Raw genomic sequence first — 19,914 nt, 5'->3', positions numbered from 1 at the left:
CGGCCGCTACGGGAATCCCCGTAGCGGCCGTCCGAAAGCGCAGCGGTTGTCCAAAAACGCCGCGAAAAGCTGAAGCTACCAGCCGCGGGCGCGCCACTCTTCCAGGTGTGGCCGTTCCGCGCCGAGGGTGGTGGGCTGGCCGTGTCCCGGGTGCACCACGGTGTCATCCGGATACACATCGAACAGCCGCTCGCTCACATCGGTGATCAGCTGGGCAAAGCGCGCCGGATCCTTCTGTGTGTTGCCTACCCCGCCGGGGAACAGCGAGTCGCCGGAAAAGATGTGGGCCGGGCCTTCGGGGTCCTGGTACACAAGGGCGATCGAACCCGGTGTGTGGCCGCGCAGATGTACAGCCGTCACATCGAAGCCGTCGAAGTTGCCGACGTCCCCGTGATCCAGCAGTACATCCACCGGCACCGGCAGCTCCGGGGCATCCTCTGTCCCGGCCGCCGTTTTCACACCGGTGGCTTCCACCAGGCCCGGCAGCGCCCGGACATGGTCCCAGTGCTGGTGGGTGGTGGCAACCAGCGCCAGCTTCGGCGTCGCGGAAGTATCCGCGGCGGCGTCCGCGAGCAGCCCCTGGATGGCGGCCAGATCATCGGCCGCATCGATCAGGAGCTGCGCGCCGGAGGCCTTGGCCGTGAGCAGGTAAACATTGTTGTCCATCTCGCCGACCGAAATCCGGCGGATGGTGATGTCACGTAAAGAGTGAATGAGCGAGTCCATGGGCATCAGTCTACGGAGCCGCTATTCACGGCCCTGGGACACCCAGTTGGGGTCCGCGGCGCGGGAACCGACGACGGCGTCCGCGGCGGACTCGAGCGTCCTCAGTTGCGCTGCGGTGAAGTCGAGGGCCAGGGCGCCAAGGTTTTCGTCGATCCGGTCCGCCTTGCGGGTGCCGGGAATGGGGACCACGGGCAGTCCCAGCTGGCGGCCCCGCGCAAGCAGCCAGGCCAGCGCCACCTGGGCAGGAGTTGCAGCCTGCCCGGCAACGCTCAGTTCCGCAGCGACCGCCTGCACGGCCGCCACCACGCCCTTGTTGGCGCTGGCAGCGTCCGCGGCGAAACGCGGGATGTTGCGGCGGAAGTCGTTGCTGCCCAGCGTCGAGGCGTCCACGGTGCCGGTGAGGAATCCCCGGCCCAGCGGCGAATACGGCACAAAGCCCACCCCGAGTTCGGCGGCGGCGGGCACTACGTTGCGTTCCACGTCGCGGCTCCAGATGGACCATTCGCTCTGGACCGCGGCGATCGGGTGGACGCGGCTGGCCTCGCGCAGCTCCTCGGCCGTCACCTCTGACAGGCCCAGATGCCGCACCTTGCCGGCCTGTACCAGCCCCGCCATGGCCTCCACGGTTTCCACTATCGGAACGCGGAGGTCACGGCGGTGCAGGTAGTACAGGTCAATGGTGTCGGTGCCCAGCCGTTGCAGGCTGCGGTCCACGGCCTGCCGCACGTAGGCGGCGTCGCCGCGGATGTCCGTGTAGCCGGCCGACGGTGTGCCCACGAGGCCGAACTTGGTGGCCAGCTGGACTTCGCCGCGGCGTTCCTTGAGCAGACGCGCGATCAGCTCCTCGTTGCTGCCGCCGCCGTAAATGTCCGCCGTGTCGATGAAGCTGACGCCGGCGTCCACCGCGTGATGCAGGGTCCGCAGGGCCTCGGCCGGGTCCACCTCGCCGTAGACAGGGGTCAGGGCCATACCGCCGAACCCCAGGGGGCTGACCATCAGGCCGTCGCCGAGCCGGACTGTTGCTGCCGTCATCTTGGTCTCCATTCGGGCACTGAATAGTTCCGTAGGACTTCCGTCCCTGCCAAGAACCCCAGGATGCGCGCGGCTATTCCGGCCCTGCTATCGGCCGGGCAGACGATTCTCCCCACCTTTGACCGTTGCGCGGACGGCACGACGGCGCGCTGCAGGGGACACGCCGTCGTACTGCCCTAAACGTGGGGAATTTCCGCAGGGGAGGCCGGCCGGACAGCGCCTTGTGCAGGTTCCTCTGAGTCCGCCGTTGGCGGCAGGAGCTTCAGGCCCGCCGCGCAGCCGACGATTCCGGCGATGAACAGCAGCTTGAGCGGACTGGCCGGTTCGACGCCGGTGGCCATCGCCCAGCCGACCGTCAGTGCAGCGCCGATCCCCACCCAGATGGCGTAGGCGGTGCCGAGCGGAATGCGCTTCACGGCCAAGCCGAGCCCCACCATGCTGAGGCTGGCCGTCACGGCGAACACGAGGGTCGGCAACGGGCGGGAGAACCCGTCGGACAGGCCCAGTGCCGTAGCCCAGACCGCCTCCAGCACAGCGGAAGCGAGCAGAATCATCCATGACATTGCAGCTGGTTTCATCATGGTCACGCCACCAGCTTCAGGCCGGCGACGCTCGCGGCAATCCCGCCAAGAAGCAGGATCCGTGCCGCCGTCGGGCGCTCAACTTTGGCGGCTATCGCGTAGCCGGACGTCAGGACGACGCCGACCCCCACCCACACGGCGTAGGCCGTTCCGGTAGGGATGGACTGCATGGCGACGGCGAGCCCGCCGGTGCTGGCGAGGACGGAAACGAGGAAGACGAGGGCCGGGACCAGCCGGCGGCGGCCCCTGGCCTGGGCGGTCCGGTGCAGGGCGGCGGCCCAAACGGCCTCCAGCGCCCCGGAAAGAATGAGTATTAGCCACGACATGACAGCTCCTGTGGCCAGTCTTGTCGCGTGCCGGGTACTGAACCGTCGTCCGGAGGCCCGGAAGAGGGGCCCTGGCCTCCAAGTCTAGCAAATCGGCATCAGAGCCCGACGGCGTCGCTGCAAAGAGTGAACGTGCGCCCCACGGGGTACTGCGCGCACGGCTCGTTCGGCGCGGTAAGGTCGCCGGCGTCGATATCGTATGCCGCCGACACGATGGCCCGGCCGTCGGCATTGGCCAGGGTGGCCCGGCCGCCGAGCCGCCGCAGCGCCGCCATGGCTCCGCGTTCCAGGCGCTGAACTGTCACGTCGATGCCCACGATTCCCGCGACCGGGCCGTCCGGGCGGGTAAACACCGGGTGCGTGAAGGTCAGGACGTACTCGTCGGTGCAGAGGAAATCCACGTAGGGCCCGGTGACGTGGGCCCGTCCTGTTTCCACGGGGATCCGGAACCACTCGGCCTTGACGTAGCGGCTGATGGAGTTGGGACTGAAGTTGGCCAGCGCGTCGACGTGCTCCAGATCCGGGCCCTGCCACCAGGCGATGTAGCTGCGCCCGGGCCCGAGCAACCCGGCGTTGGCGATGAACCCCGCTCCGGCCGCGTAGCCGCCGGGCAGCTGCACCAGTTCCTCGACCACCGGACGGATGAGCTTGTCCACGGCCGTGCCGGTGACTTTGCCGGACATGGCGGCCAGGGCGGCCCCGGTGTCAGCGGCCCACTCCGTCAGGCAGTGCTCGATGCCGGCGATGGTGGCGTCGAGTTCGGCTGCGGCCAGCTGGGCCGCCTTCTCAACAGCGCCGGGTTCGGCCGGCGCTGCCATGGACGCTGCGGTGGGGCCTGCGGTGGAGGTGGTTTCGGACATCGGTGCTGCCTTAGCTCGAAGGTGCCGGACATTTGCGGTCAAAGATGGCCACGATCGTGGCTCCGGGATGCGGGTGCGGTCAATAGCTCTTGGCCTGCTCGGTCAGCAGCCAGTCGGTGGTGGCGGAGATGAGGGCCTTGACCCCCGTTTCGGCGGCCCCGGGGTCGTGGGTCTCGATGGCGGCCGCCACGTCCCCGAGGATCACGGCGGTGCGTCCGCGGTAGCCGGTGTCGGCGCAGGGCAGCAGCGTGAGGGTGCCGAGATCTGCCTGCAGCCGGATGAGCTCCCGGGCAAGCCGGGCCGAGCGGGCAATGGCCGCGACTTCCAGCAGGAACTCCGAGAGGGCCAGACGCCAGCTCAGGGAGTCATCGTCGGCTGCGGGGATGAATGAGCGCAGCGTGGCGATGTCGGCGGCGTCGGAGCGGCGGGCCGCCACGCCCGCGCAGGCCGCGGCGATCGCCTGGTAATGCAGCGCGAGGTCCCTGATCTGCAGCCGGCTCAGCTCATGCAGTTGCGCCAGGGCCCGTTCCCGGGAGGGCAGCACGTCGTCGGCGATGAAGCTTCCGCCGCTGCGGCCGCGCGCGGTCCGGATGATTCCCGAGGCACGCAGCTGGGAGAGGGCCTCCCGTGCCGTTACCGCGGACACTCCGAGGGCCGCGGCCAGCTCGGTTTCGTTCGGCAGCCGCTGGCCGCTGGTGAGCAGCCCGGTCTCCACGGCCTGTTCGATCCGGCCGCACACTTCATCCACAAGCCCGCGTGATTTGATCGGCGTGAACACCGCCGCCAGGCTCCGGGAGGCGCCCGTGGGCGACAACACCATTCGGGCCTCCCTTCCCTCCGGCGGTATCCGCCCCGCACCGGCCGTGCATCCCTGCGGCTTCCGCGGTGCCGCCGCGCGTCGCCCGGGCTGATGACATCCTAATCCGGGCTTTGCCGGAGGGTCTATACACAAAACCTATGGAGTAATAGCATTTGGCCCAGCAGCCCAGTGTGGACTGGATCACATTCGGTTGCGTGGTTCCTGTGGACGATCCGGCAACGGAGTAAGGCGCACCCCATGACCGAAACACTGGCCGCCGGCACCTCGACCGGAAAGGAAGAGGTTCCGGCGATCCGTCTGCGTAAGCTCACCAAGGTCTTCGGGGACACCGTCGCGGTAAATGGCGTGGACCTGGACATCCGCCACGGGGAATTCTTCTCCATGCTTGGCCCGTCCGGCTCCGGCAAGACGACGGTCCTGCGCCTGATCGCCGGCTTCGAGCTGCCGACGTCCGGGAGTATCGAACTCGAGGGCAAGGACGTCACGGCCATGGCGCCCTTCCAGCGGGACGTCAACACCGTATTTCAGGACTACGCGCTGTTCCCGCACATGTCCCTCGTGGACAACGTCGCCTATGGGCTGCGGGTGCGCGGCATGCCCGGGAAACAGCGGCGGGAGCGGGCCAGGGAAGCCTTGGACCGCGTCCAGCTCGGGAAGTTCCTCGGCCGCAAACCCGCCCAGCTCTCCGGCGGCCAGCGGCAGCGCGTTGCCCTGGCCCGGGCACTGGTGGTCGAGCCCAAGGTCCTCCTCCTGGACGAGCCGCTCGGTGCCCTGGACCTCAAGCTCCGGCAGCAGATGCAGGTCGAACTCAAGGAACTGCAGCGCTCGCTGGGTATCACCTTCATCTTCGTCACCCACGACCAGGAGGAGGCCCTGACCATGAGCGACAGGATCGGCGTGTTCAACAACGGCGGCATCGAACAGATCGGCACCGCGCACGAAATCTACGAGCGCCCGGGCGGCATCTTCGTGGCCAACTTCGTCGGCACCTCCAACATATTCGACGCCGGCCAGGCCCAGACGATCTATGGCCGGCCGGAGCCGCTGTGCATCCGTCCCGAGCGGCTGCGCGTCGCCTGGGCCGGCGAACCGGAGCGCCGTTCCGGCACCACCTCCCGGCCCGGGACAGTGACGTCGTTCGTTTACGTCGGGCACGCCACCCAGGTGCGGGTGCAGCTCGACGGCGGACCCGCCGTCGTCGCGCTCGTTCCGGAAAAGCTGCCCGGCAGCGACACCGATCTGGTGAACGGGCCCGTCACGGTCAGCTGGGACGACGACGCCGTCGTTTGGCTTCCGGTCCCCGGCACTACCTGACGCCGGGCCATGCCGGGCGGGGTTGCCGTCCGTGCCGCGGCGCAGCGTTCCAGTCCAGAGTTTTCTCCACAGCGAAAGGTACGGATCATGGCACCAAGAACTAAGGCCTCCCTCGTAGTCGGGGTGGTCGCGGCCGCAGCCCTCGCGCTGTCGGCCTGCGGAACCAGCGGCGGATCGGGTTCTGCACAGTCGGCGCAGCCGGTCAAAACCGAGATCGGCACCGGTGAAGGCCAGGTGTCCATCCTCGGATGGCCCGGCTACGTCGAGGATGGCAGCAACGACCCGGCCGTCGACTGGGTGCATCCGTTCGAACAGGAAACCCAGTGCAAGGTCAGCTTCAAGCCGTTCGGCACCTCGGACGAGGCCGTGACGCTCATGCGCACGGGACAGTACGACGTTATCTCGGCCTCCGGGGATGCGTCGCTGCGCCTGATCGCCGGCCAGGACGTGCAACCGGTCAACATGAGCCTGCTGAAGAACTACCCGGACATCTACCCGTTCCTGAAGGACAAAGCCTGGAACACCGTCAACGGCGTCAACTACGGAATGCCCCACGGCTGGGGCGCCAACCTGCTGATGTACTCCACGGACAAGGTCGCCCCGGCCCCCGCCTCCTGGAGCGCTGTGTTTGACGACGCCGCCAAGAACACAGGCAAGGTCACGGCCTACGACTCGCCCATCTACATCGCCGATGCCGCCATGTACCTCATGGCCCATAAGCCGGACCTCGGCATCAAGAACCCCTATGCCCTCGACAAGGACCAGCTGGCCGCGGCCGTCGACCTGCTCAAGCAGCAGCGCACGCACATCGGCGAGTACTGGAGCGACGTCGTCAAGGAGGTCCAGGCGTTTACGTCCGGGAGCACCGTGGTTGGCACCACCTGGCAGGTGGGGGCCAACATCGCGACGGCAGACGGCGCCAAGGTCGCAACCCTGGTCCCGGACGAGGGCGCCACCGGCTGGTCGGACACCTGGATGATCGGCTCCAAGACCAAGAACCCGAACTGCGCCTACAAGTGGCTCGACTACATCGCCAGCCCCAAGCCGAACGCCCAGGTGGCGGAGTACTTTGGCGAATCGCCGGCCAACGCGAAAGCCTGCGAGCTGACCAAGGATCCCAACCACTGCCAGACGTACCATTCAGGTGATGAGGCCTACGCCGACAGGATCTGGTTCTGGACCACACCGGTGGCCGAGTGCCTCGATGGCCGCAAGGACGTCAAGTGCACCGACTATTCGGAATGGACCAAGGCCTGGACGGAAATCAAGGGTTGATTCCGGCTCTGCCGCACCAAACCCTTACGAACGAGCCGGCCCCGGGGGCCGGCAGAGATTAAGGCGAGATGGCACTTCATACGCAACAGCTGCCGCCCGGGGCGCCCGGTGATGCCGGGGCCGTGCCACGGGCGAAAACCAACGCCTTTTCGGCGTTGCTGCACCGCTCGCCCCGGCTGAGGCTGGCGGCCCTGCTCACCGCCCCGGCGGGCTGGCTGGTGCTCGTGTACATCGCCGCTTTGGCGGCACTGCTCATCACCGCGTTCTGGACCGTGGATACCTTCACCGGGGAGGTGTCCACGGTCTGGACCACGGAAAACATCGTCACGGTCCTGACCGATCCGGTGTATCAGCGGATCACCCTGCGGACATTGTGGATCGCCGTGGCGGTCACCGTGATTGACATGATCCTGGCACTGCCCATCGCGTTCTTCATCGCCAAGGTCGCTCCCGCCCGCTGGGAGAAACTGCTCGTTGTGGCCGTGCTGATGCCGCTGTGGGCAAGCTACCTGGTCAAGGCCTACGCCTGGCGGAATGTCCTGTCCGAGGGTGGGCTGCTGGAGTGGCTGGGGACCCCGATCGGCCTGTCCTCGCCGGGCTACGGCGAAACCGCCGTCATCCTGACCCTGTCCTACATCTGGCTGCCGTACATGATCCTGCCGATCTACGCGGGCTTTGACCGGGTGCCCGACTCCCTGCTGGAGGCCTCCGGGGACCTGGGCGCGAAGCCGCTCACCACCATGCGCCTGGTCATGCTTCCGCTGCTGGTCCCCTCCATCATCGCGGGCACGATCTTCACGTTCTCCCTGTCGCTGGGCGACTACATCACTGCGCAGATCGTCGGCGGGACCACCCAGATGCTGGGCACCGTGATTTACGCCAACGTCGGAGCGGCCAACAATCTGCCGTTCGCCGCCGCGGTATCGCTGGTGCCGATCGCCATCATCATGTTCTACCTTTTCGTCGTCCGCCGCACCGGCGCCCTGAACAGCCTGTAGTGCGAGGAGCATCATGAGACTTTCCCGTAGCGCCAAGGTGGTCCTGGGCATTGTCACGGCGCTGGTGTTTTTGTTCATCTACACACCGCTGCTGCTGGTGGTGGTGAACTCGTTCAACGCAGACCGGACTTTCGGCTGGCCGCCCAAGGGCTTCACGCTGGAATGGTGGGGCAAGGCCTTTGACTCGCCCGGCGTCAGGGAGGCCGTCGTGTCCTCCCTGTGGGTGGCAGTCGTATCGACCATCATTTCGCTGGTGCTGGGGACGCTGCTGGCGATCTCATTGCAGCGCTATGAGTTCTTCGGCCGTGACGTCATCAACCTCTTGGTCATCCTGCCCATCGCGTTGCCCGGGGTTGTCACGGGCATCGCGCTGAACAACATGTTCACCACGATCCTGGGCGTCCCGCTGAGCCTGTGGACGGTGGTGATCGCCCACGCCACGTTCTGCATGGTGACGGTGTTCAATAACGCCATTGCTCGGCTCCGCCGCACCAGCGCCGGCCTCGAGGAAGCCTCCGCCGACCTCGGCGCCGGTGTTTTCACCACATTTGGCTTGGTGACCTTCCCGCAGCTCCGCTCCGCCCTGCTGGCCGGCGGCCTGCTGGCCTTCGCGCTGAGCTTCGACGAGATCATCGTTACCACGTTCACGATCGGGGCCGGCGAGACCACGCTGCCGATCTGGATCCTGCAGAACCTCTTCCGTCCGAACCAGGCTCCCGTGGTCAATGTCGTGGCGGTCGTGCTGATCGTGGTCTCGATCGTCCCGATCTGGCTCGCGCAGCGGCTGTCCGGGGACTCGGTGCGTGTCGGCGGCGCCCGGGTGTAGGCGGACAGCGCTATACGGTGCCGGGTTCCGCAGGGTCGATCGAGATGACAGCCAGGAATCCGCGGCCCACGATTTCCGGTGTCGCGGTATCGGCGCCGACGACGGCGTCGTAACGGTTCAGCTCAAGTCGCTCCGGCTCCGGGGCGGCGACGGCGGCCGGCCCGACGGAAAGGCTGCCGGCAGTCCCGGGGCTGACGGTCCCCTGCCCCTGCAGGAGGATGCCGAGTTGGCCTGCGAACACCGGATGGGCACGCTTCTTGGACAGCTCGACGATCGAGGTGTAGCCCTTGAAGGCGCCGTTGCGGGTGATGACGTTCAGATCCCGGATGTCGCCGGTGGGCAGTGCCCCCGCCGAGTCCGCGTCGCCGGAGAACCGGAACGGCCGGTACTTCTCCAGCGGATGTTCGGCCCCGTCCACGCTCAGCAGCAGCAAGTCGCCGTCAATCACTGTCAGTACACGGTCCATCCCGGCGTACGCGGAGAAGGGGCCCGCCTTGGAGACTTCGGCAATGCTGACGCGCCAGTCCCAAGCGTTGTCCTGCCCTGTATCTTGCGGGGCGGTCCGCAGGGACGGGGTCCTTGGATGGCGCGCCACTTCACGCGTCACCCCGCCGCCGTTGCGCCAGGGGTGGGCTTTGAGCTCGGCATAGCGGATGATCTCCATGGCCTCAGCCTATCGGCCCGTTTCCGGGGACGGCGCTCGCGCCGACGCGCCGGGACGCCGGCGGGGCTGCGCACGCCCGTGCCGACGCAAAGTCGGCGGCCGGGGCCCGGCCTTGCTAACGTCGGAGGCAGGAAGCGCCCAGAAGGAGCCCGAATGTTTGTCAAAGTGTGCGGCCTGAGCACCCCGGATGCGGTCCGCGTCGCGGCAGGCTCCGGCGCGGACGCCGTCGGCTTCGTCCTGACCCGCAGCCCCCGGGAGGTCACGCCGGAACAGGTCAGGAACCTCCTCGCCCATGTCCCGGACGGGGTGCCCGCGGTGGGGGTGTTCCGGCACGAACCGGCCGCCGACGCCGTCGCCGTGGCACGTGAGGCGGGCCTGGTCTGGGTCCAGCTCCACGGGGACCGCTCACCCGCCGACGTCCGGACAGTGCACGACGCCGGGATGAAACTCATCAGGGCCGTCACCATGGCCGCCGCGCCGGAGGCCTTCAGCGACTGGGACGAGGATTTGCTCCTGATCGATGCCGCCGTGCCAGGCTCAGGCGAGGCCTGGGACTACGGCTCGGTCCGGGCCAAGGCCCTGACCGGACGCAAGTGGCTGCTCGCCGGCGGTCTCGATCCCGTCAACGTCGCCCGGGCAGCGGCGGAGGCCGGGGCGTGGGGTGTCGATGTGTCCTCCGGCGTCGAGTCGGCGCGCGGCATCAAGGACTTGGCCAAGATCGGGGATTTCGTGCGGGCGGCCAAGGCGCCTGAATGAGGCTGGGCCGCCCGCGGACCATCTGAGGGGCTAGGAGCGTTTGATGACGACGTCATCGATGTATTCGTCGCCCTTTTGCCGGTTGTGCTCGGCCCCGAGCTGAACTTTGCTCAGGCTGCTCCCGAGCATTTGGACGCTCGAGCTGCTGTAGCGCTGCACGCCGTCGAACCATACCTGGATTGTTGACGAATTGCCGTTGGCGGTCACCCGCATGGACACATGGTGCCAGGCGCTCAGAGAGATGCTGCTGGAGATCAGCTTCGTGTAGACAAAGGTGCCACTCGGTGACGTGACCCTGAGCCACAACTGCCCGTTGCTGTTGTAGCGGTAGATGTCCGCGACACGGGTGGAACCGGAGAAGAAACGGAAGTACGGGACGTCATTGCCGGAAACGCCGGCAACAGTGATATTGAACCAGCCGTCCGCGTACGAGGTCTTGGTCCCCGAGGAAAACGAAGGGGATGAGAGGTTTGCGAGCGAGCCCGAATCGGTGGTCACGTGCAGCTTGGCCGCATGCGTCCCGGTGTGGGGCCGCGAAGTGGACATAGTTGCGGTGCCTGTGCCGGACACTTTGGGGACGAGGCCGCAAAAGCCGCCCGCTTCAAAGCTGGTGGCGAGCACGACGGTGCCCGGATAGGAGTTTGTCGGTGCCGGGCTGCAGGTTGCGGCGGTGGCAGCCTGGGCGGAACCGAAGACAAGGGAACCGGCTACGAGCATTCCGAGCGTCCCAACCATGCTGAGTGTTCTAAGTTTTCTCATTGAAATACTTTCCGTGATTGGTTCGACTTGTTGGTGTCCGCCCGGTGCCGCGGCACCGGGCGGACGGTTTCTGTCATGCCAGCTGCGCCAGATGCACCAATTGCATGACCACCGCGACGCCGACTATGGCCAGCAGGGCTGCCGTGGTGATCACCACGGCGCGCGGGAGTGCCTTGTCCGGCTGCAACACGCGAAGCACATCGCAGCTCACGAGGGCCGTCATGGTGGCCAGCCCCGTCAGGAAGATGATCATTTCGCACGCACCAGGGCACGCTTTGGCCGCTTGAACTCAATGCCCAGGAATACGAGGGTCAGGGCCGACAGGAGGCATACGGCCGCCGGCGGTGACCAGAGACGTGCGTAGATCATCGCCGTCGCCACGAGGGTGGACATCGCGAGGCTGAAGGCGATTGCGATGGCGATGCTGAGGGGAAGCGCACCAGTTGCCTGGGCTGAGCGCGGGGGGTCGAAGCGGAGGAGCAGCACCAGCGCCGTTCCAGGCCCGGCCAGCATCAGCAGGCCTATCACCGCCAGGCGCAGGCCCTCGGGGCCGACAAACGAGAGCGGTATGGCTGCTACGGCGACGGCTGCCGTCGCATAGCTCACGTAGCTGCGTTCAGTTGCCATTGCTAACTCCTTCGATGTGAAAAATCACGCCGCCTGCGTTTTCAAAAACCTTTGTCCAGCCCGGACTCGTGGCGCATGTGGCGGTAAAACGTTGAAGGTCGCCGGTGGGAGTCGAACCGCGAAGTTCGGCTGCCTCCTGCTGGCTTTCGGTAACGATGAGGTACGCGCCCGCTTTGTGGGCGATCTGGTTGGCCGCGTCACAGCTGAGCGGCGCGGCGTTGGGAATGGGCTCGGCAGCAACGAGCGCCCGGTAGTCGTAGTCCGCGTAGTGCTGGTATCTCCACGGGGTGTTGCGAACTGCCTCAATGAGGACGGAACCGGTGGGCGCTGTCGCATAGAGGTGGTTCACTAAGGCGATTTCGTCGTCGTTGAAGCTTTCCATGCCGTCATTTCCGTAACGGGAGACGACAGTGGCTGTAGCGAGCACCGCGCCCATCAGCAGCAGCGCGAGGGCCCGGCGCAGGCTCAGCCCCGCGGCACTGTCTGACATCAGTGGCAGCACCGCCAGGCAGACGGCGAACGGAAGGCTGAAGAGATACAGGCGCAGAAGCAGTTCACCGCCATAGGGCTGGAGGGGAATCAGGACCAGCGGCGCCAGCGCCGCGGCCGCGGCCGCCAGCCACGGTGCCTTCCGCCGGTAGCCCACTATGGCGCCGGCAACGGCGAGCACCCAGACCAGCGCAACCTCGGCCATGCGCGTGTACACCACGAACATGTGGGCGTCGCTGCCTGAGACCCTGCTGCTCAGCGCGCCGAGGCTGTTCGCACCGATGTCACCGAGCGAGCCGAGCAGCTGGCCGAAATGCCCCTCCACGAATGTGGAAGCCGCAAAGAGCAGCCAGCCGACGGGCAGGACCACGGCCAGGACCGGCAAGAAGCGCAGCCGGAGACGTCCGGTCAGCAGGAGCGCGGCCAGGATGGGGATCGCGGCGAAGGGGCTGAGCTGGTGTGAAGCCGTCATGGCAAGCAGGATCAGCGCGCAGACCACCACGAGAATCGCCGTGTCCGCCCGGTGCGGTTCCGCGGCGCCATACCGCGGGACCGAGCTGTCCAGTTTGCTGACACTGCGGGCAAGCCACCGGGAGAAGCGGGTGCGCTCCGTGGGCCAGGCCCAACCGCCGAAGACGCTGAGCAGGCAGGCAATCAGTGTGAGCAGGAGGAGGAACGAATAGGCCTGTGGTGACAGGTAGTCCTGTCCAATCCAGCTGGCCACGTAAAAGATCCAGACAGCCGCCCAGGCCTGGCGCGGATTTGCCGTCAACCGCCGGGCCAGGGCCAGCAGTGGTGCGAGCAGGAGGATGTTGATGCCCACCGGCGCCCACGTTGCGATCCCGAAAAGATCCTTGGCGCCCGTCGCCCCGGAGAGCATTCCCAGCACGTTGAAGAATCCTGGCCAGTTGAAGTAGGCGTCCAGGGTCGGATCCAGCTGGCCCGTTTGGCTAATGGTGTCCGCAATGCCCAGATGCCGGAAGCTGGCCTCGAGCCGGGGCAGGCCATGAATGATGGGGTCAGCACCGTCGAGGAGAACCACTGTGACCAGGAGCTGCCAGGTCAGAAGCGCCGGAACCAGACGGCGGAGGCTCAGCGACGCAACAAATCCGGCGAGGCTGAGCGCGAGCGCAACGAAATAGGCCGGCGGGAGGGCATCAATCAGCCCGGCCCCGCCGATCTGAAAGGGATTGACCTGGTTCATGCTCCACACGCCGAGGGCGAGCGCGGCCGCGGCTGCCGCGGCCAGGGCACCGATGTGCCACGACGGGGTGAGTCCGAGGTTGCGGTGGGTGGGCGGCTTAGCACCGCCGACGTGCGCATGCGCCTCATGCCGGTGGGCGGTGCCCACAGGGAGGCTTGTTGCCGTTTCGTGTGTCATCATTTCTCGATTCAGGTCGGCTGGTGGCGCGCCGCTGAAGGAATCTCGCCTGCGGTGGAGGCGGGCTTCATCCGGGTCAGGGTGATCAGGCGCCAGGTGGCCATCAGGCAAGCAGCCGCTTGGGCAACGGCCCATAGGACTGAGACCCCGGTGAGGCCATATTGCTGCGCCACTGCCGCGGCGGGTGCCACGACCAGGATGGCGGCCAGAGTGGCGACTATCGTGGATTCGAAAAGCCGCCCTTGGGCCCGGCACAGCCCGTAGTAGACCTGGGTCACGCAACTCAGGAGGAGTGCCGGGACGAGTACAGGAATGAGGACCCACGCGGACGCATAATCCGGTCCGAGGAAGCCCAGAAGCAGGGGGCCGGCCAGCAGCAGTATCAGCCCGGCCACGAGAGTCAGCATAAAGCTGGCCCGTAACGCTGAGGCGAGGAGGCCCGGCCGCGCCCGTGAACCCGCGAGGGCCGTTTGCAGGGTAAACCCGGCGGACTGCGGCACGAAGAACACTGCCGAGGCCATCATCCAGACCACATACCAGGCGGCAGTCGACGCCGGGCCCAGGGTAGCTGCAACGATGAGCGGGAGCAGGTAGCCGGGCGCGCGGTCGGCGAGCGTGAGGGCGTGGTTGGGAAGCCCCGGCTTCAGGAGATTGAGGGCCGGCCGAGGCCGGAAGCCGTGCTTCCAGTCCGGGGACACGTGGGCACGGGCGAGCTGGCGCAGCCCTACGAGGACACTGGCCAGGGCGCCGGCGGCGACGGCGCCCACAATCACCGCCAGGTCACGGAGCCCGGCGGCCAGCGCGGCGGCCAGGAAGAGGAGCTGGACGAGGGACTGTGCGAGGCTTCTGACCAGCGTGCGGTCGGCCCGTTCCTGGGCTACGCCCACGTGGTCCAGCTGGTAGGCGGTGGCGGCGAGCAGTGCCGTGGCCAGGAAAAGAATGGTGACCAGGGGGTCGGCCCAGGCCTCGCCCACGCCTGTGCCGAGCCACGAGGTGACGGCAACCAGCAGGCCAGCGCCCAGCAGGGAGCAGGTTGCCACGGTAAGCAGGCCGGTGGCGATGAGGCGCCGGCCGCCGTCAGTTTCCGCGGGCAGCAGCGTCAGTGTGGCAGGCCCGACGCCGAGCATCCCCAGTTGCACGGTCAGGAGCGCGGCTGCGACCACCGCGGACCCCAGGCCTATTTGCTCCGGCGGGAGCACGAGGGCCGCGAGTGCCCAGAACAGGAAGCCCGTCACCATGGGGGCAATCCTCGCGGCGGCCAGCCAGGCCGCGTTCCCGCCGACCGAGATCGGTTTGTGGGCCGGCCGCAGGAGCTCGCCGGCCATGGCGCGGTAGTTGTAGAGCAGGAAGCCCATCCAGTACGGCAGGAAGCGGGGTGCCCGGACCAGGGACATGCCGACCCCCCGCACGGTGGCCAGCAGTGGCAGCATCACGAGCCAGCCGGCGCGGCCCGTGTGCTTGCGGACGGTCCGGGCCATCCCGGCCCCGTCCTGGAGCCATTGGTCGCGGGCGTAGTCGAACGTGTCGTCAAACCGGTGCCTGACCACCACGGAGTCGGAGACGCCGAGCTTGAACCCGGCCTGCTCCAGCCGGATTCTCAGCTCCACATCCTCCCCGGAGCGGAAGTCGTCGTCGAACCCGACGTCGAGCAGCACGTCGCGGCGCATCAGCGTGGCGCTGACGCCAAACCACTTGCGCACCCGGCTGTGGTTGTGGTGCCAGGCCAGCGCAGCCCCCCAATAGCCGGGGCCGTCGGCTTCGCTGGCCAGCCCGAATTGCAGGCCGTCGTAGCCGCCGGCCTCGAATTCGGTCAGCAGCCGGGACAGGCTCTTCGGCGGAAGGACGACGTCGGCGTCGATCAGGGCGACAACGTCGCCGGTGGCACTGCGGGCGCCGAGCATCCGTGCGGCAGGCAGGCCGCGTCCTTCATCGGAGATGACAGTCGCCCCGCAGTCGCGGGCGATTTCGACAGTGTCATCCGTCGAGCAGCCATCGACCACGATCATCTCGTACGGGTGTTGGCTGCGGATCGACTCCAGGCACTCGCCCAGCCAGGCTGCGGCATTGCGCGCCGGAACAACAACCGACACCTTCAGATCGCTCACGTGGCCTCGCCTCACTCATCCAGTTTTGAACGAACCAGATTCGCGATGAAGTCAGAGGCCTGGTCCGCTGACCAAGCGGCGGGAAGCCGGAGCAGCCAGCAGGGAACGTCCTCCAGGGCCCGGCGCACCACGGCCGCCTTCTGGCCAAAATGCTCCTCCAGCGGGACCAGGCTGGTGGCGCCGAGGGCCTCGACGAGGCGCCGCGAGACCATGGGCAGTTCCGAATGGAAGTTGCCGACGACCCGGGAGGTCATCCACTCGGCGCTGCGTGCTTCCAGCCGCGCGTCCGCGCCGTCGAAGCGCTCGAGGAAGATGGCCAGCTGTGCCGGCGCCGCGGACGAGATCCGTTGCGCCCCGAAAACATGCTCCGGCTGCACCATGCGGTGTTCGGGGGACCAGCGCCGGGTGAATGCGGCTGTTTTCGGATAGCGGACAATGACCGGATGGACCGCCGTGGCCAGATGGGCGACAGGAGTCGTCAGCCATCCGGGGGCCAGGGGCTTGCGGGTTCCCCGGAACATGTCCGGGTAGATGGCGCGGTGGTGGGGTTTGATGAACATCGGTTTGGCGTAGCCCATGAGCATTCCGCCGGCGCCCATGAAGGCCCAGTCGTCGGCCATGAACCGCACATCGGGCATGGCCACCAGCTTCGCCACCGTACTGGTCTTTCCAACACCTCCCCAGGCCGGCAGGAGAACCCCGGAGCCGCGGAAGTCCACCACGGCAGCATGGATCATTGCCGTCTCCTCCTGGACACACAGCCGGTCCAGCAGCGGAATCACAGAGGTCAGGAGCTCACCGGCGCCTTCGATCCGGTACCCGTCCTTTGTTTCGATGATCTGGACGCGGTCCGCCGGAATATAGAGGGACTCCCCGGTGAACCGGTAGGCATCCTCCGCGTGCGACTGGCTGGAAACCGGCGATATCTTGGCGCCGATGGTGATCCGCCGCGGCGCGGTGGAATTCCCCAGGAACGGGGCGAGCATATCCCGCAGTTGCGGTTCCCCTGGTGTGCCCGCCTCCACGTCGATGCCCACGATCCCGTGGACATCGAAGGAGGCTCCGGCAGAGGCGCCAATGGGCTGTTTCACGTCGCGCTCAGGTTGGCTCATGATCCAAGCTTTCTGGGGTCGGGTTCCTGCGGTCAGGTGGTTCCGGGTGCAGGGCCTGCACCGGGCGGTCTACGGGGAAGGGCGCAGCGCGGTTCATTTGACTTCCCGCCACGGCTCTTCCGGCGTCACAACAGCCGCTTTGTCCGGCGACGGCGCCGCAGGCAGCCGGCGGCCGCGCACATAGCCGGTCGCGGTGGCCGCGAGCACGGCGATGATGGCCGCTGCCCGGCCGAGCCCGGCACGGTCCCCGCCGCCGAGCCAGCCGCGGATTCCGGCGAATACTGCACGAGGCAGGACCTGCCGGACATAGCGCCGTTCGGGACCGAGTGCCCGTTTGTGGCCGACGACCCTGCTGACCTGCGCCTTGGAAATCCCTTCGCCCCAGGAACGGGCCAGCATGTAGCGCAGGGTGCCGCGCTCGGCCGGAACGTGGTGGTGCACCAGGGCCGCGGGCTCATAGACCACCCGGGATCCGGGAGCTCCGATCACCGCGCGGATGCACAGTTCGGTCTCTTCGCAGCCCAGCGGGACGGCGTCCTGACGGCCCAGGGTTGTGTTGAAACCGCCGACCCGTTCCAGGACGCTGGCGCGGAAGGACATGTTCGCGCCAATGACGTTGCGGACTTCGGCGGCGACTTTGGGCATTCCCCGGTACGTGCAGCCGACAATCCAGTCGAGCTCGTTGGCGAAGTAGCCCGGCCGTCCGGCTTCCCAGAGCGGTTCCACCCGGCCGCCGACCGCCAGAACGTCGGGATCGTCGTACATCGCCGCGAGCCGTTCGAGCCAGTCCGGCTCGGCTTCGGCGTCGTCATCGAGGAAGGCCACGATCTCGGCCTTGGCGATGCCTGCTCCGGTGTTGCGGGCGCCCGAGAGACCCTTGGGTCCGGCGTTCTCGATAATTACGGCATCCGGGACGGTAAAGATCAGGCGCTTGTACAAGTCCACGTTGTAGTCCACGACGACGATCGTCTGCTTGGGTGGGAAGGTCTGGGTGCGGACGGAGTCCAGGGCGCCGATCAGCTGGTCCCACCGGTCCTCCGAGTAGGAGCAAATGACCACGGATACTTCCGGAAGGCTGGAGTTCTCGGACATCCTATTCGCCTGCCCGTACGCCCAGGACGCTGCTGGGATCGGTGGGAACGTGCGGGAAGACCTCGTTGGGGTACTTGTACTTGACCCGACGCAGGGCCTCGGGGCGGGCGCCGGCGGTCGGGGCTTCCCAGCTCACGCGCTCGCGGGCCAGGGTGCGGAGGACCCGCCAGCCGTCCCGGAAGGTATGCAGGTTTGACTGCCCGGAGATGCGGGACAGTTCGTGGCTGGGCACCTCGGCAATGCGCAGGCCGGCCCTCGAGGCCCGCACAATCAGTTCAGTTTCGATCTCGAACCCGTCCGACTCCAGCTCCAGAATGTCAACGCATTCCCTGCGCAGGGCGATGTAGCCGTAGCAAAGGTCCGAGTAGTCGCTGTGGAGGACCGTGTTGGCGAGCCGGGTGAGCATCTTGTTTCCGCCGCTGCGCAACCATGTGAGATCGTCTGAGCCGCCGCCCGTCACATAGCGGGAGCCTTTGACGAAGTCGTATTCGTGCTGGAGCGGAGTCACCAGCCAGCCGATCTCCTGGGGGTCCATACTGCCGTCCCCGTCGAGCATGACGATGATGTCGCCGGAGGCTGCGGCGAATCCGGCCCGCACGGCGTTTCCTTTGCCGGGGCGGGGCTCTGCCACCACCACGACGTCCAGGCGCAAGGCCCGGGCCACCTCCACTGTGCCGTCCAGGGAACGGCCGTCAACAATTACCACCTCATCCACATAGGACGGCATTCGCCGCAGCACCCACGGCAGGTTCATTGCCTCGTTCAAAGTGGGGATCACCACGCTGACCGAGGGGTTTGCCGGCGGGGGCGTCGTTTGGGGGCGCACGTTCGGCTTGAGATTCGGGATGGACACTGGCCTCACCACTCAATGACGTATTCTGCTCGTCGCAACTACAGCGCTTTCCGACTCCTCCGACCGGAAAATAGACCCAATGCTTACGCTGTTCGGTTGTCGACAACTTAGTGATATACCCCAGGGTTAAAGTTTGGTTTCGCCACCTTGCATTAACCTTGGATTAACTGGAACCTTCAACCAAATTTGAGGCACAACTGTTGATGGGCGGTTGCCTCCATGCGACACTGGCTCGATGCGGACACCCGTTCATTGGGGGCGCGTGCCGGCAGGACGCCGGCGTCTCCTGACCTGCAGGACCATGGCGGTTCCCGCCATGGTCATGGTCCTGGCCCTGGCGGCGTGCGGCACGGATGCAGCTCCACAGGGCGAGCGGCCGCTGTTCACGTCCATTTCGGCGTCGCCGGCGGCTCCGCCGACCGACGCCGGAACAGGGGCCCAGCCCGGGCTCCAGTCGGTGGCGCCGACTGAGCCGCCGGCAGGTGGCACCGCCCCTGCCGCCCCTGCGACGGGGAGCGCGCCGGCGTCCCGGCCTGCCCGGACATCGGCACCGCCTCCGGACCGGACCACTGACACGGCCATGTCGGGGGATCTGCCCGGATGGAGGAACGTCTTTGTGGAGGACTTCTCCGGCGGTGACGTCCCCCTGGGCTCCTTTCCCGGGCCGCTTTACCGGGACCGGTGGAGTGCCGGATACAAAGACGGAACACCGGACACGGACGGACAGGTCAGCGGCGGAAAATCGGGCTACTATCCCTCGAAAGTCCTGAGCGTCAAAAACGGCGTTCTGGACTGGTTCATGCATTCGGAAAACGGTGTCTTCATGGGTGCCGCGCCCACGCCCAAATTTCCGAATGCCAGCAAAAATCCCCCGAGGGCCAACAGCATGCTGTACGGCCGCTACTCAGTCCGGTACAGGGGGGATGCCATGCCTGGCTTCAAGACGGCGTGGCTCCTGTGGCCGGATAGTGGCATCTGGCCGCGGGACGGGGAGATAGATTTCCCCGAAGGCGACCTCGGAGCAATCCTGACGGCAGCTGCCCATTTCATGTCCTTGGATCCAAAGCGTTTTGAACAGTTCTTTTCCAATAAAGTTTCCACAGACTGGCATGTGGCCACGACAGAGTGGACCCCCGGTCGCGTTGAGTTCTTCATTGACGGACGATCCATCGGCGCGAGCACAACGGACGTGCCCTCGACGCCCATGCATTTCATCCTGCAGACCGAATCCTGCCTGCCTCTGTGTCCGGCTCCGGAAACCCAGGGCCACGTCTACCTGGACTGGGTCAGCATCTGGGTGCCGGCCTGAGCCCTCTCG

The 19,914-nt window shown here is 66.9% G+C and carries 21 protein-coding genes and 1 riboswitch; of the genes, 6 read left to right on the top strand and 15 right to left on the bottom strand.

All coding sequences use genetic code 11. The annotated features are described in order from the left end of the window. Window positions 1-75: 75 nt before the first annotated feature. The 6 genes from AC1DGD_RS12555 to AC1DGD_RS12530 all read right to left on the bottom strand — a co-directional run bounded on the left by AC1DGD_RS12555 (window position 76) and on the right by AC1DGD_RS12530 (window position 4,345). Window positions 76-726, bottom strand: coding sequence for an MBL fold metallo-hydrolase (locus tag AC1DGD_RS12555; protein ID WP_018774115.1), 651 nt, complete (start codon window positions 724-726; stop codon window positions 76-78). Between the two features lie 21 nt (window positions 727-747). Then, entirely contained in the window at window positions 748-1,758 is a 1,011-nt protein-coding gene (locus tag AC1DGD_RS12550; protein ID WP_476856998.1) for an aldo/keto reductase, read from the bottom strand. A 176-nt stretch (window positions 1,759-1,934) separates the two neighbouring features. Continuing rightward, window positions 1,935-2,321 carry a DMT family transporter gene (locus AC1DGD_RS12545; RefSeq protein ID WP_230008738.1) on the bottom strand — a complete coding sequence of 129 codons (387 nt, stop codon included), beginning with the start codon at window positions 2,319-2,321 and terminating at the stop codon, window positions 1,935-1,937. 20 nt (window positions 2,322-2,341) lie between these two features. Beyond that, window positions 2,342-2,665 (bottom strand): DMT family transporter, encoded by a 324-nt coding sequence (locus AC1DGD_RS12540; RefSeq protein WP_028275448.1) that lies wholly within the window; start codon window positions 2,663-2,665, stop codon window positions 2,342-2,344. Between the two features lie 9 nt (window positions 2,666-2,674). Next, window positions 2,675-2,740, bottom strand: a riboswitch (guanidine-III (ykkC-III) riboswitch). A 23-nt stretch (window positions 2,741-2,763) separates the two neighbouring features. Next, window positions 2,764-3,525 carry a cache domain-containing protein gene (locus AC1DGD_RS12535; protein ID WP_476856997.1) on the bottom strand — a complete coding sequence of 254 codons (762 nt, stop codon included), beginning with the start codon at window positions 3,523-3,525 and terminating at the stop codon, window positions 2,764-2,766. A 79-nt stretch (window positions 3,526-3,604) separates the two neighbouring features. After that, window positions 3,605-4,345 (bottom strand): FadR/GntR family transcriptional regulator, encoded by a 741-nt coding sequence (locus AC1DGD_RS12530; protein WP_230009582.1) that lies wholly within the window; start codon window positions 4,343-4,345, stop codon window positions 3,605-3,607. A 237-nt stretch (window positions 4,346-4,582) separates the two neighbouring features. Here AC1DGD_RS12530 and AC1DGD_RS12525 point away from each other — a divergent pair, with 237 nt between their 5' ends. The 4 genes from AC1DGD_RS12525 (at window position 4,583) to AC1DGD_RS12510 (ending at window position 8,758) form a co-directional block, all read left to right on the top strand. Further along, window positions 4,583-5,659 (top strand): ABC transporter ATP-binding protein, encoded by a 1,077-nt coding sequence (locus tag AC1DGD_RS12525; protein WP_223917157.1) that lies wholly within the window; start codon window positions 4,583-4,585, stop codon window positions 5,657-5,659. Between the two features lie 87 nt (window positions 5,660-5,746). Beyond that, window positions 5,747-6,934, top strand: coding sequence for an ABC transporter substrate-binding protein (locus tag AC1DGD_RS12520; protein ID WP_476856996.1), 1,188 nt, complete (start codon window positions 5,747-5,749; stop codon window positions 6,932-6,934). Between the two features lie 68 nt (window positions 6,935-7,002). Continuing rightward, a complete protein-coding gene (locus AC1DGD_RS12515) occupies window positions 7,003-7,932 on the top strand; it encodes an ABC transporter permease (RefSeq protein ID WP_223917155.1) in 930 nt (309 codons plus the stop codon). A 13-nt stretch (window positions 7,933-7,945) separates the two neighbouring features. Beyond that, window positions 7,946-8,758 carry an ABC transporter permease gene (locus tag AC1DGD_RS12510; RefSeq protein ID WP_476849794.1) on the top strand — a complete coding sequence of 271 codons (813 nt, stop codon included), beginning with the start codon at window positions 7,946-7,948 and terminating at the stop codon, window positions 8,756-8,758. 10 nt (window positions 8,759-8,768) lie between these two features. Here AC1DGD_RS12510 and AC1DGD_RS12505 read toward each other — a convergent pair whose 3' ends face one another. Continuing rightward, a complete protein-coding gene (locus tag AC1DGD_RS12505; protein ID WP_476856995.1) occupies window positions 8,769-9,422 on the bottom strand; it encodes a HutD/Ves family protein in 654 nt (217 codons plus the stop codon). Between the two features lie 153 nt (window positions 9,423-9,575). Here AC1DGD_RS12505 and AC1DGD_RS12500 point away from each other — a divergent pair, with 153 nt between their 5' ends. Further along, on the top strand, window positions 9,576-10,178 hold the full coding sequence (locus tag AC1DGD_RS12500) for a phosphoribosylanthranilate isomerase (protein WP_476856994.1): 603 nt from the start codon (window positions 9,576-9,578) through the stop codon (window positions 10,176-10,178). Window positions 10,179-10,208: 30 nt separating this feature from the next. Here the strand turns inward: AC1DGD_RS12500 and AC1DGD_RS12495 are convergent, their stop codons facing one another. From AC1DGD_RS12495 to AC1DGD_RS12460, 8 genes are all read right to left on the bottom strand, one after another. Next, complete coding sequence (locus AC1DGD_RS12495) at window positions 10,209-10,937, bottom strand: hypothetical protein (protein WP_476856993.1); 729 nt, start codon at window positions 10,935-10,937, stop codon at window positions 10,209-10,211. Between the two features lie 73 nt (window positions 10,938-11,010). Further along, window positions 11,011-11,190 carry a hypothetical protein gene (locus AC1DGD_RS12490; protein ID WP_026538140.1) on the bottom strand — a complete coding sequence of 60 codons (180 nt, stop codon included), beginning with the start codon at window positions 11,188-11,190 and terminating at the stop codon, window positions 11,011-11,013. Further along, a complete protein-coding gene (locus AC1DGD_RS12485; protein WP_230009974.1) occupies window positions 11,187-11,564 on the bottom strand; it encodes a hypothetical protein in 378 nt (125 codons plus the stop codon). The genes AC1DGD_RS12490 and AC1DGD_RS12485 overlap by 4 nt, the downstream gene beginning before the upstream one ends. Next, the gene (locus AC1DGD_RS12480) at window positions 11,554-13,437 is read right to left on the bottom strand and encodes a hypothetical protein (protein ID WP_476856992.1); all 1,884 of its coding nucleotides are present in this window, start codon (window positions 13,435-13,437) and stop codon (window positions 11,554-11,556) included. The genes AC1DGD_RS12485 and AC1DGD_RS12480 overlap by 11 nt, the downstream gene beginning before the upstream one ends. 8 nt (window positions 13,438-13,445) lie before the next feature. After that, window positions 13,446-15,539, bottom strand: a complete 2,094-nt coding sequence (locus tag AC1DGD_RS12475) for a glycosyltransferase (protein ID WP_476856991.1) — start codon at window positions 15,537-15,539, stop codon at window positions 13,446-13,448. An 11-nt stretch (window positions 15,540-15,550) separates the two neighbouring features. Continuing rightward, window positions 15,551-16,651: a hypothetical protein gene (locus AC1DGD_RS12470; protein ID WP_223917141.1), complete on the bottom strand. Its 1,101-nt coding sequence runs from the start codon at window positions 16,649-16,651 to the stop codon at window positions 15,551-15,553. A gap of 93 nt (window positions 16,652-16,744) precedes the next feature. Next, window positions 16,745-17,743 carry a glycosyltransferase family 2 protein gene (locus AC1DGD_RS12465; RefSeq protein ID WP_476856990.1) on the bottom strand — a complete coding sequence of 333 codons (999 nt, stop codon included), beginning with the start codon at window positions 17,741-17,743 and terminating at the stop codon, window positions 16,745-16,747. Window position 17,744: 1 nt separating this feature from the next. After that, window positions 17,745-18,596, bottom strand: coding sequence for a glycosyltransferase family 2 protein (locus tag AC1DGD_RS12460; protein ID WP_243180637.1), 852 nt, complete (start codon window positions 18,594-18,596; stop codon window positions 17,745-17,747). Between the two features lie 301 nt (window positions 18,597-18,897). Here AC1DGD_RS12460 and AC1DGD_RS12455 point away from each other — a divergent pair, with 301 nt between their 5' ends. After that, window positions 18,898-19,905 (top strand): glycoside hydrolase family 16 protein, encoded by a 1,008-nt coding sequence (locus AC1DGD_RS12455; protein WP_476856989.1) that lies wholly within the window; start codon window positions 18,898-18,900, stop codon window positions 19,903-19,905. Window positions 19,906-19,914: the final 9 nt, after the last annotated feature.

It is taken from the genome of Arthrobacter sp. 05T45, assembly GCF_056395875.1.
This window is presented reverse-complemented; position numbering and strand designations above follow the sequence as displayed.

Coding starts and splice junctions, on each gene's coding strand:
- AC1DGD_RS12555 (WP_018774115.1), bottom strand. CDS start 726: ATGGACTCGCTCATTCACTCTTTACGTGACATCACCATCCGCCGGATT.
- AC1DGD_RS12550 (WP_476856998.1), bottom strand. CDS start 1,758: ATGACGGCAGCAACAGTCCGGCTCGGCGACGGCCTGATGGTCAGCCCC.
- AC1DGD_RS12545 (WP_230008738.1), bottom strand. CDS start 2,321: ATGTCATGGATGATTCTGCTCGCTTCCGCTGTGCTGGAGGCGGTCTGG.
- AC1DGD_RS12540 (WP_028275448.1), bottom strand. CDS start 2,665: ATGTCGTGGCTAATACTCATTCTTTCCGGGGCGCTGGAGGCCGTTTGG.
- AC1DGD_RS12535 (WP_476856997.1), bottom strand. CDS start 3,525: ATGTCCGAAACCACCTCCACCGCAGGCCCCACCGCAGCGTCCATGGCA.
- AC1DGD_RS12530 (WP_230009582.1), bottom strand. CDS start 4,345: ATGGTGTTGTCGCCCACGGGCGCCTCCCGGAGCCTGGCGGCGGTGTTC.
- AC1DGD_RS12525 (WP_223917157.1), top strand. CDS start 4,583: ATGACCGAAACACTGGCCGCCGGCACCTCGACCGGAAAGGAAGAGGTT.
- AC1DGD_RS12520 (WP_476856996.1), top strand. CDS start 5,747: ATGGCACCAAGAACTAAGGCCTCCCTCGTAGTCGGGGTGGTCGCGGCC.
- AC1DGD_RS12515 (WP_223917155.1), top strand. CDS start 7,003: ATGGCACTTCATACGCAACAGCTGCCGCCCGGGGCGCCCGGTGATGCC.
- AC1DGD_RS12510 (WP_476849794.1), top strand. CDS start 7,946: ATGAGACTTTCCCGTAGCGCCAAGGTGGTCCTGGGCATTGTCACGGCG.
- AC1DGD_RS12505 (WP_476856995.1), bottom strand. CDS start 9,422: ATGGAGATCATCCGCTATGCCGAGCTCAAAGCCCACCCCTGGCGCAAC.
- AC1DGD_RS12500 (WP_476856994.1), top strand. CDS start 9,576: ATGTTTGTCAAAGTGTGCGGCCTGAGCACCCCGGATGCGGTCCGCGTC.
- AC1DGD_RS12495 (WP_476856993.1), bottom strand. CDS start 10,937: ATGAGAAAACTTAGAACACTCAGCATGGTTGGGACGCTCGGAATGCTC.
- AC1DGD_RS12490 (WP_026538140.1), bottom strand. CDS start 11,190: ATGATCATCTTCCTGACGGGGCTGGCCACCATGACGGCCCTCGTGAGC.
- AC1DGD_RS12485 (WP_230009974.1), bottom strand. CDS start 11,564: ATGGCAACTGAACGCAGCTACGTGAGCTATGCGACGGCAGCCGTCGCC.
- AC1DGD_RS12480 (WP_476856992.1), bottom strand. CDS start 13,437: ATGATGACACACGAAACGGCAACAAGCCTCCCTGTGGGCACCGCCCAC.
- AC1DGD_RS12470 (WP_223917141.1), bottom strand. CDS start 16,651: ATGAGCCAACCTGAGCGCGACGTGAAACAGCCCATTGGCGCCTCTGCC.
- AC1DGD_RS12465 (WP_476856990.1), bottom strand. CDS start 17,743: ATGTCCGAGAACTCCAGCCTTCCGGAAGTATCCGTGGTCATTTGCTCC.
- AC1DGD_RS12455 (WP_476856989.1), top strand. CDS start 18,898: ATGGCGGTTCCCGCCATGGTCATGGTCCTGGCCCTGGCGGCGTGCGGC.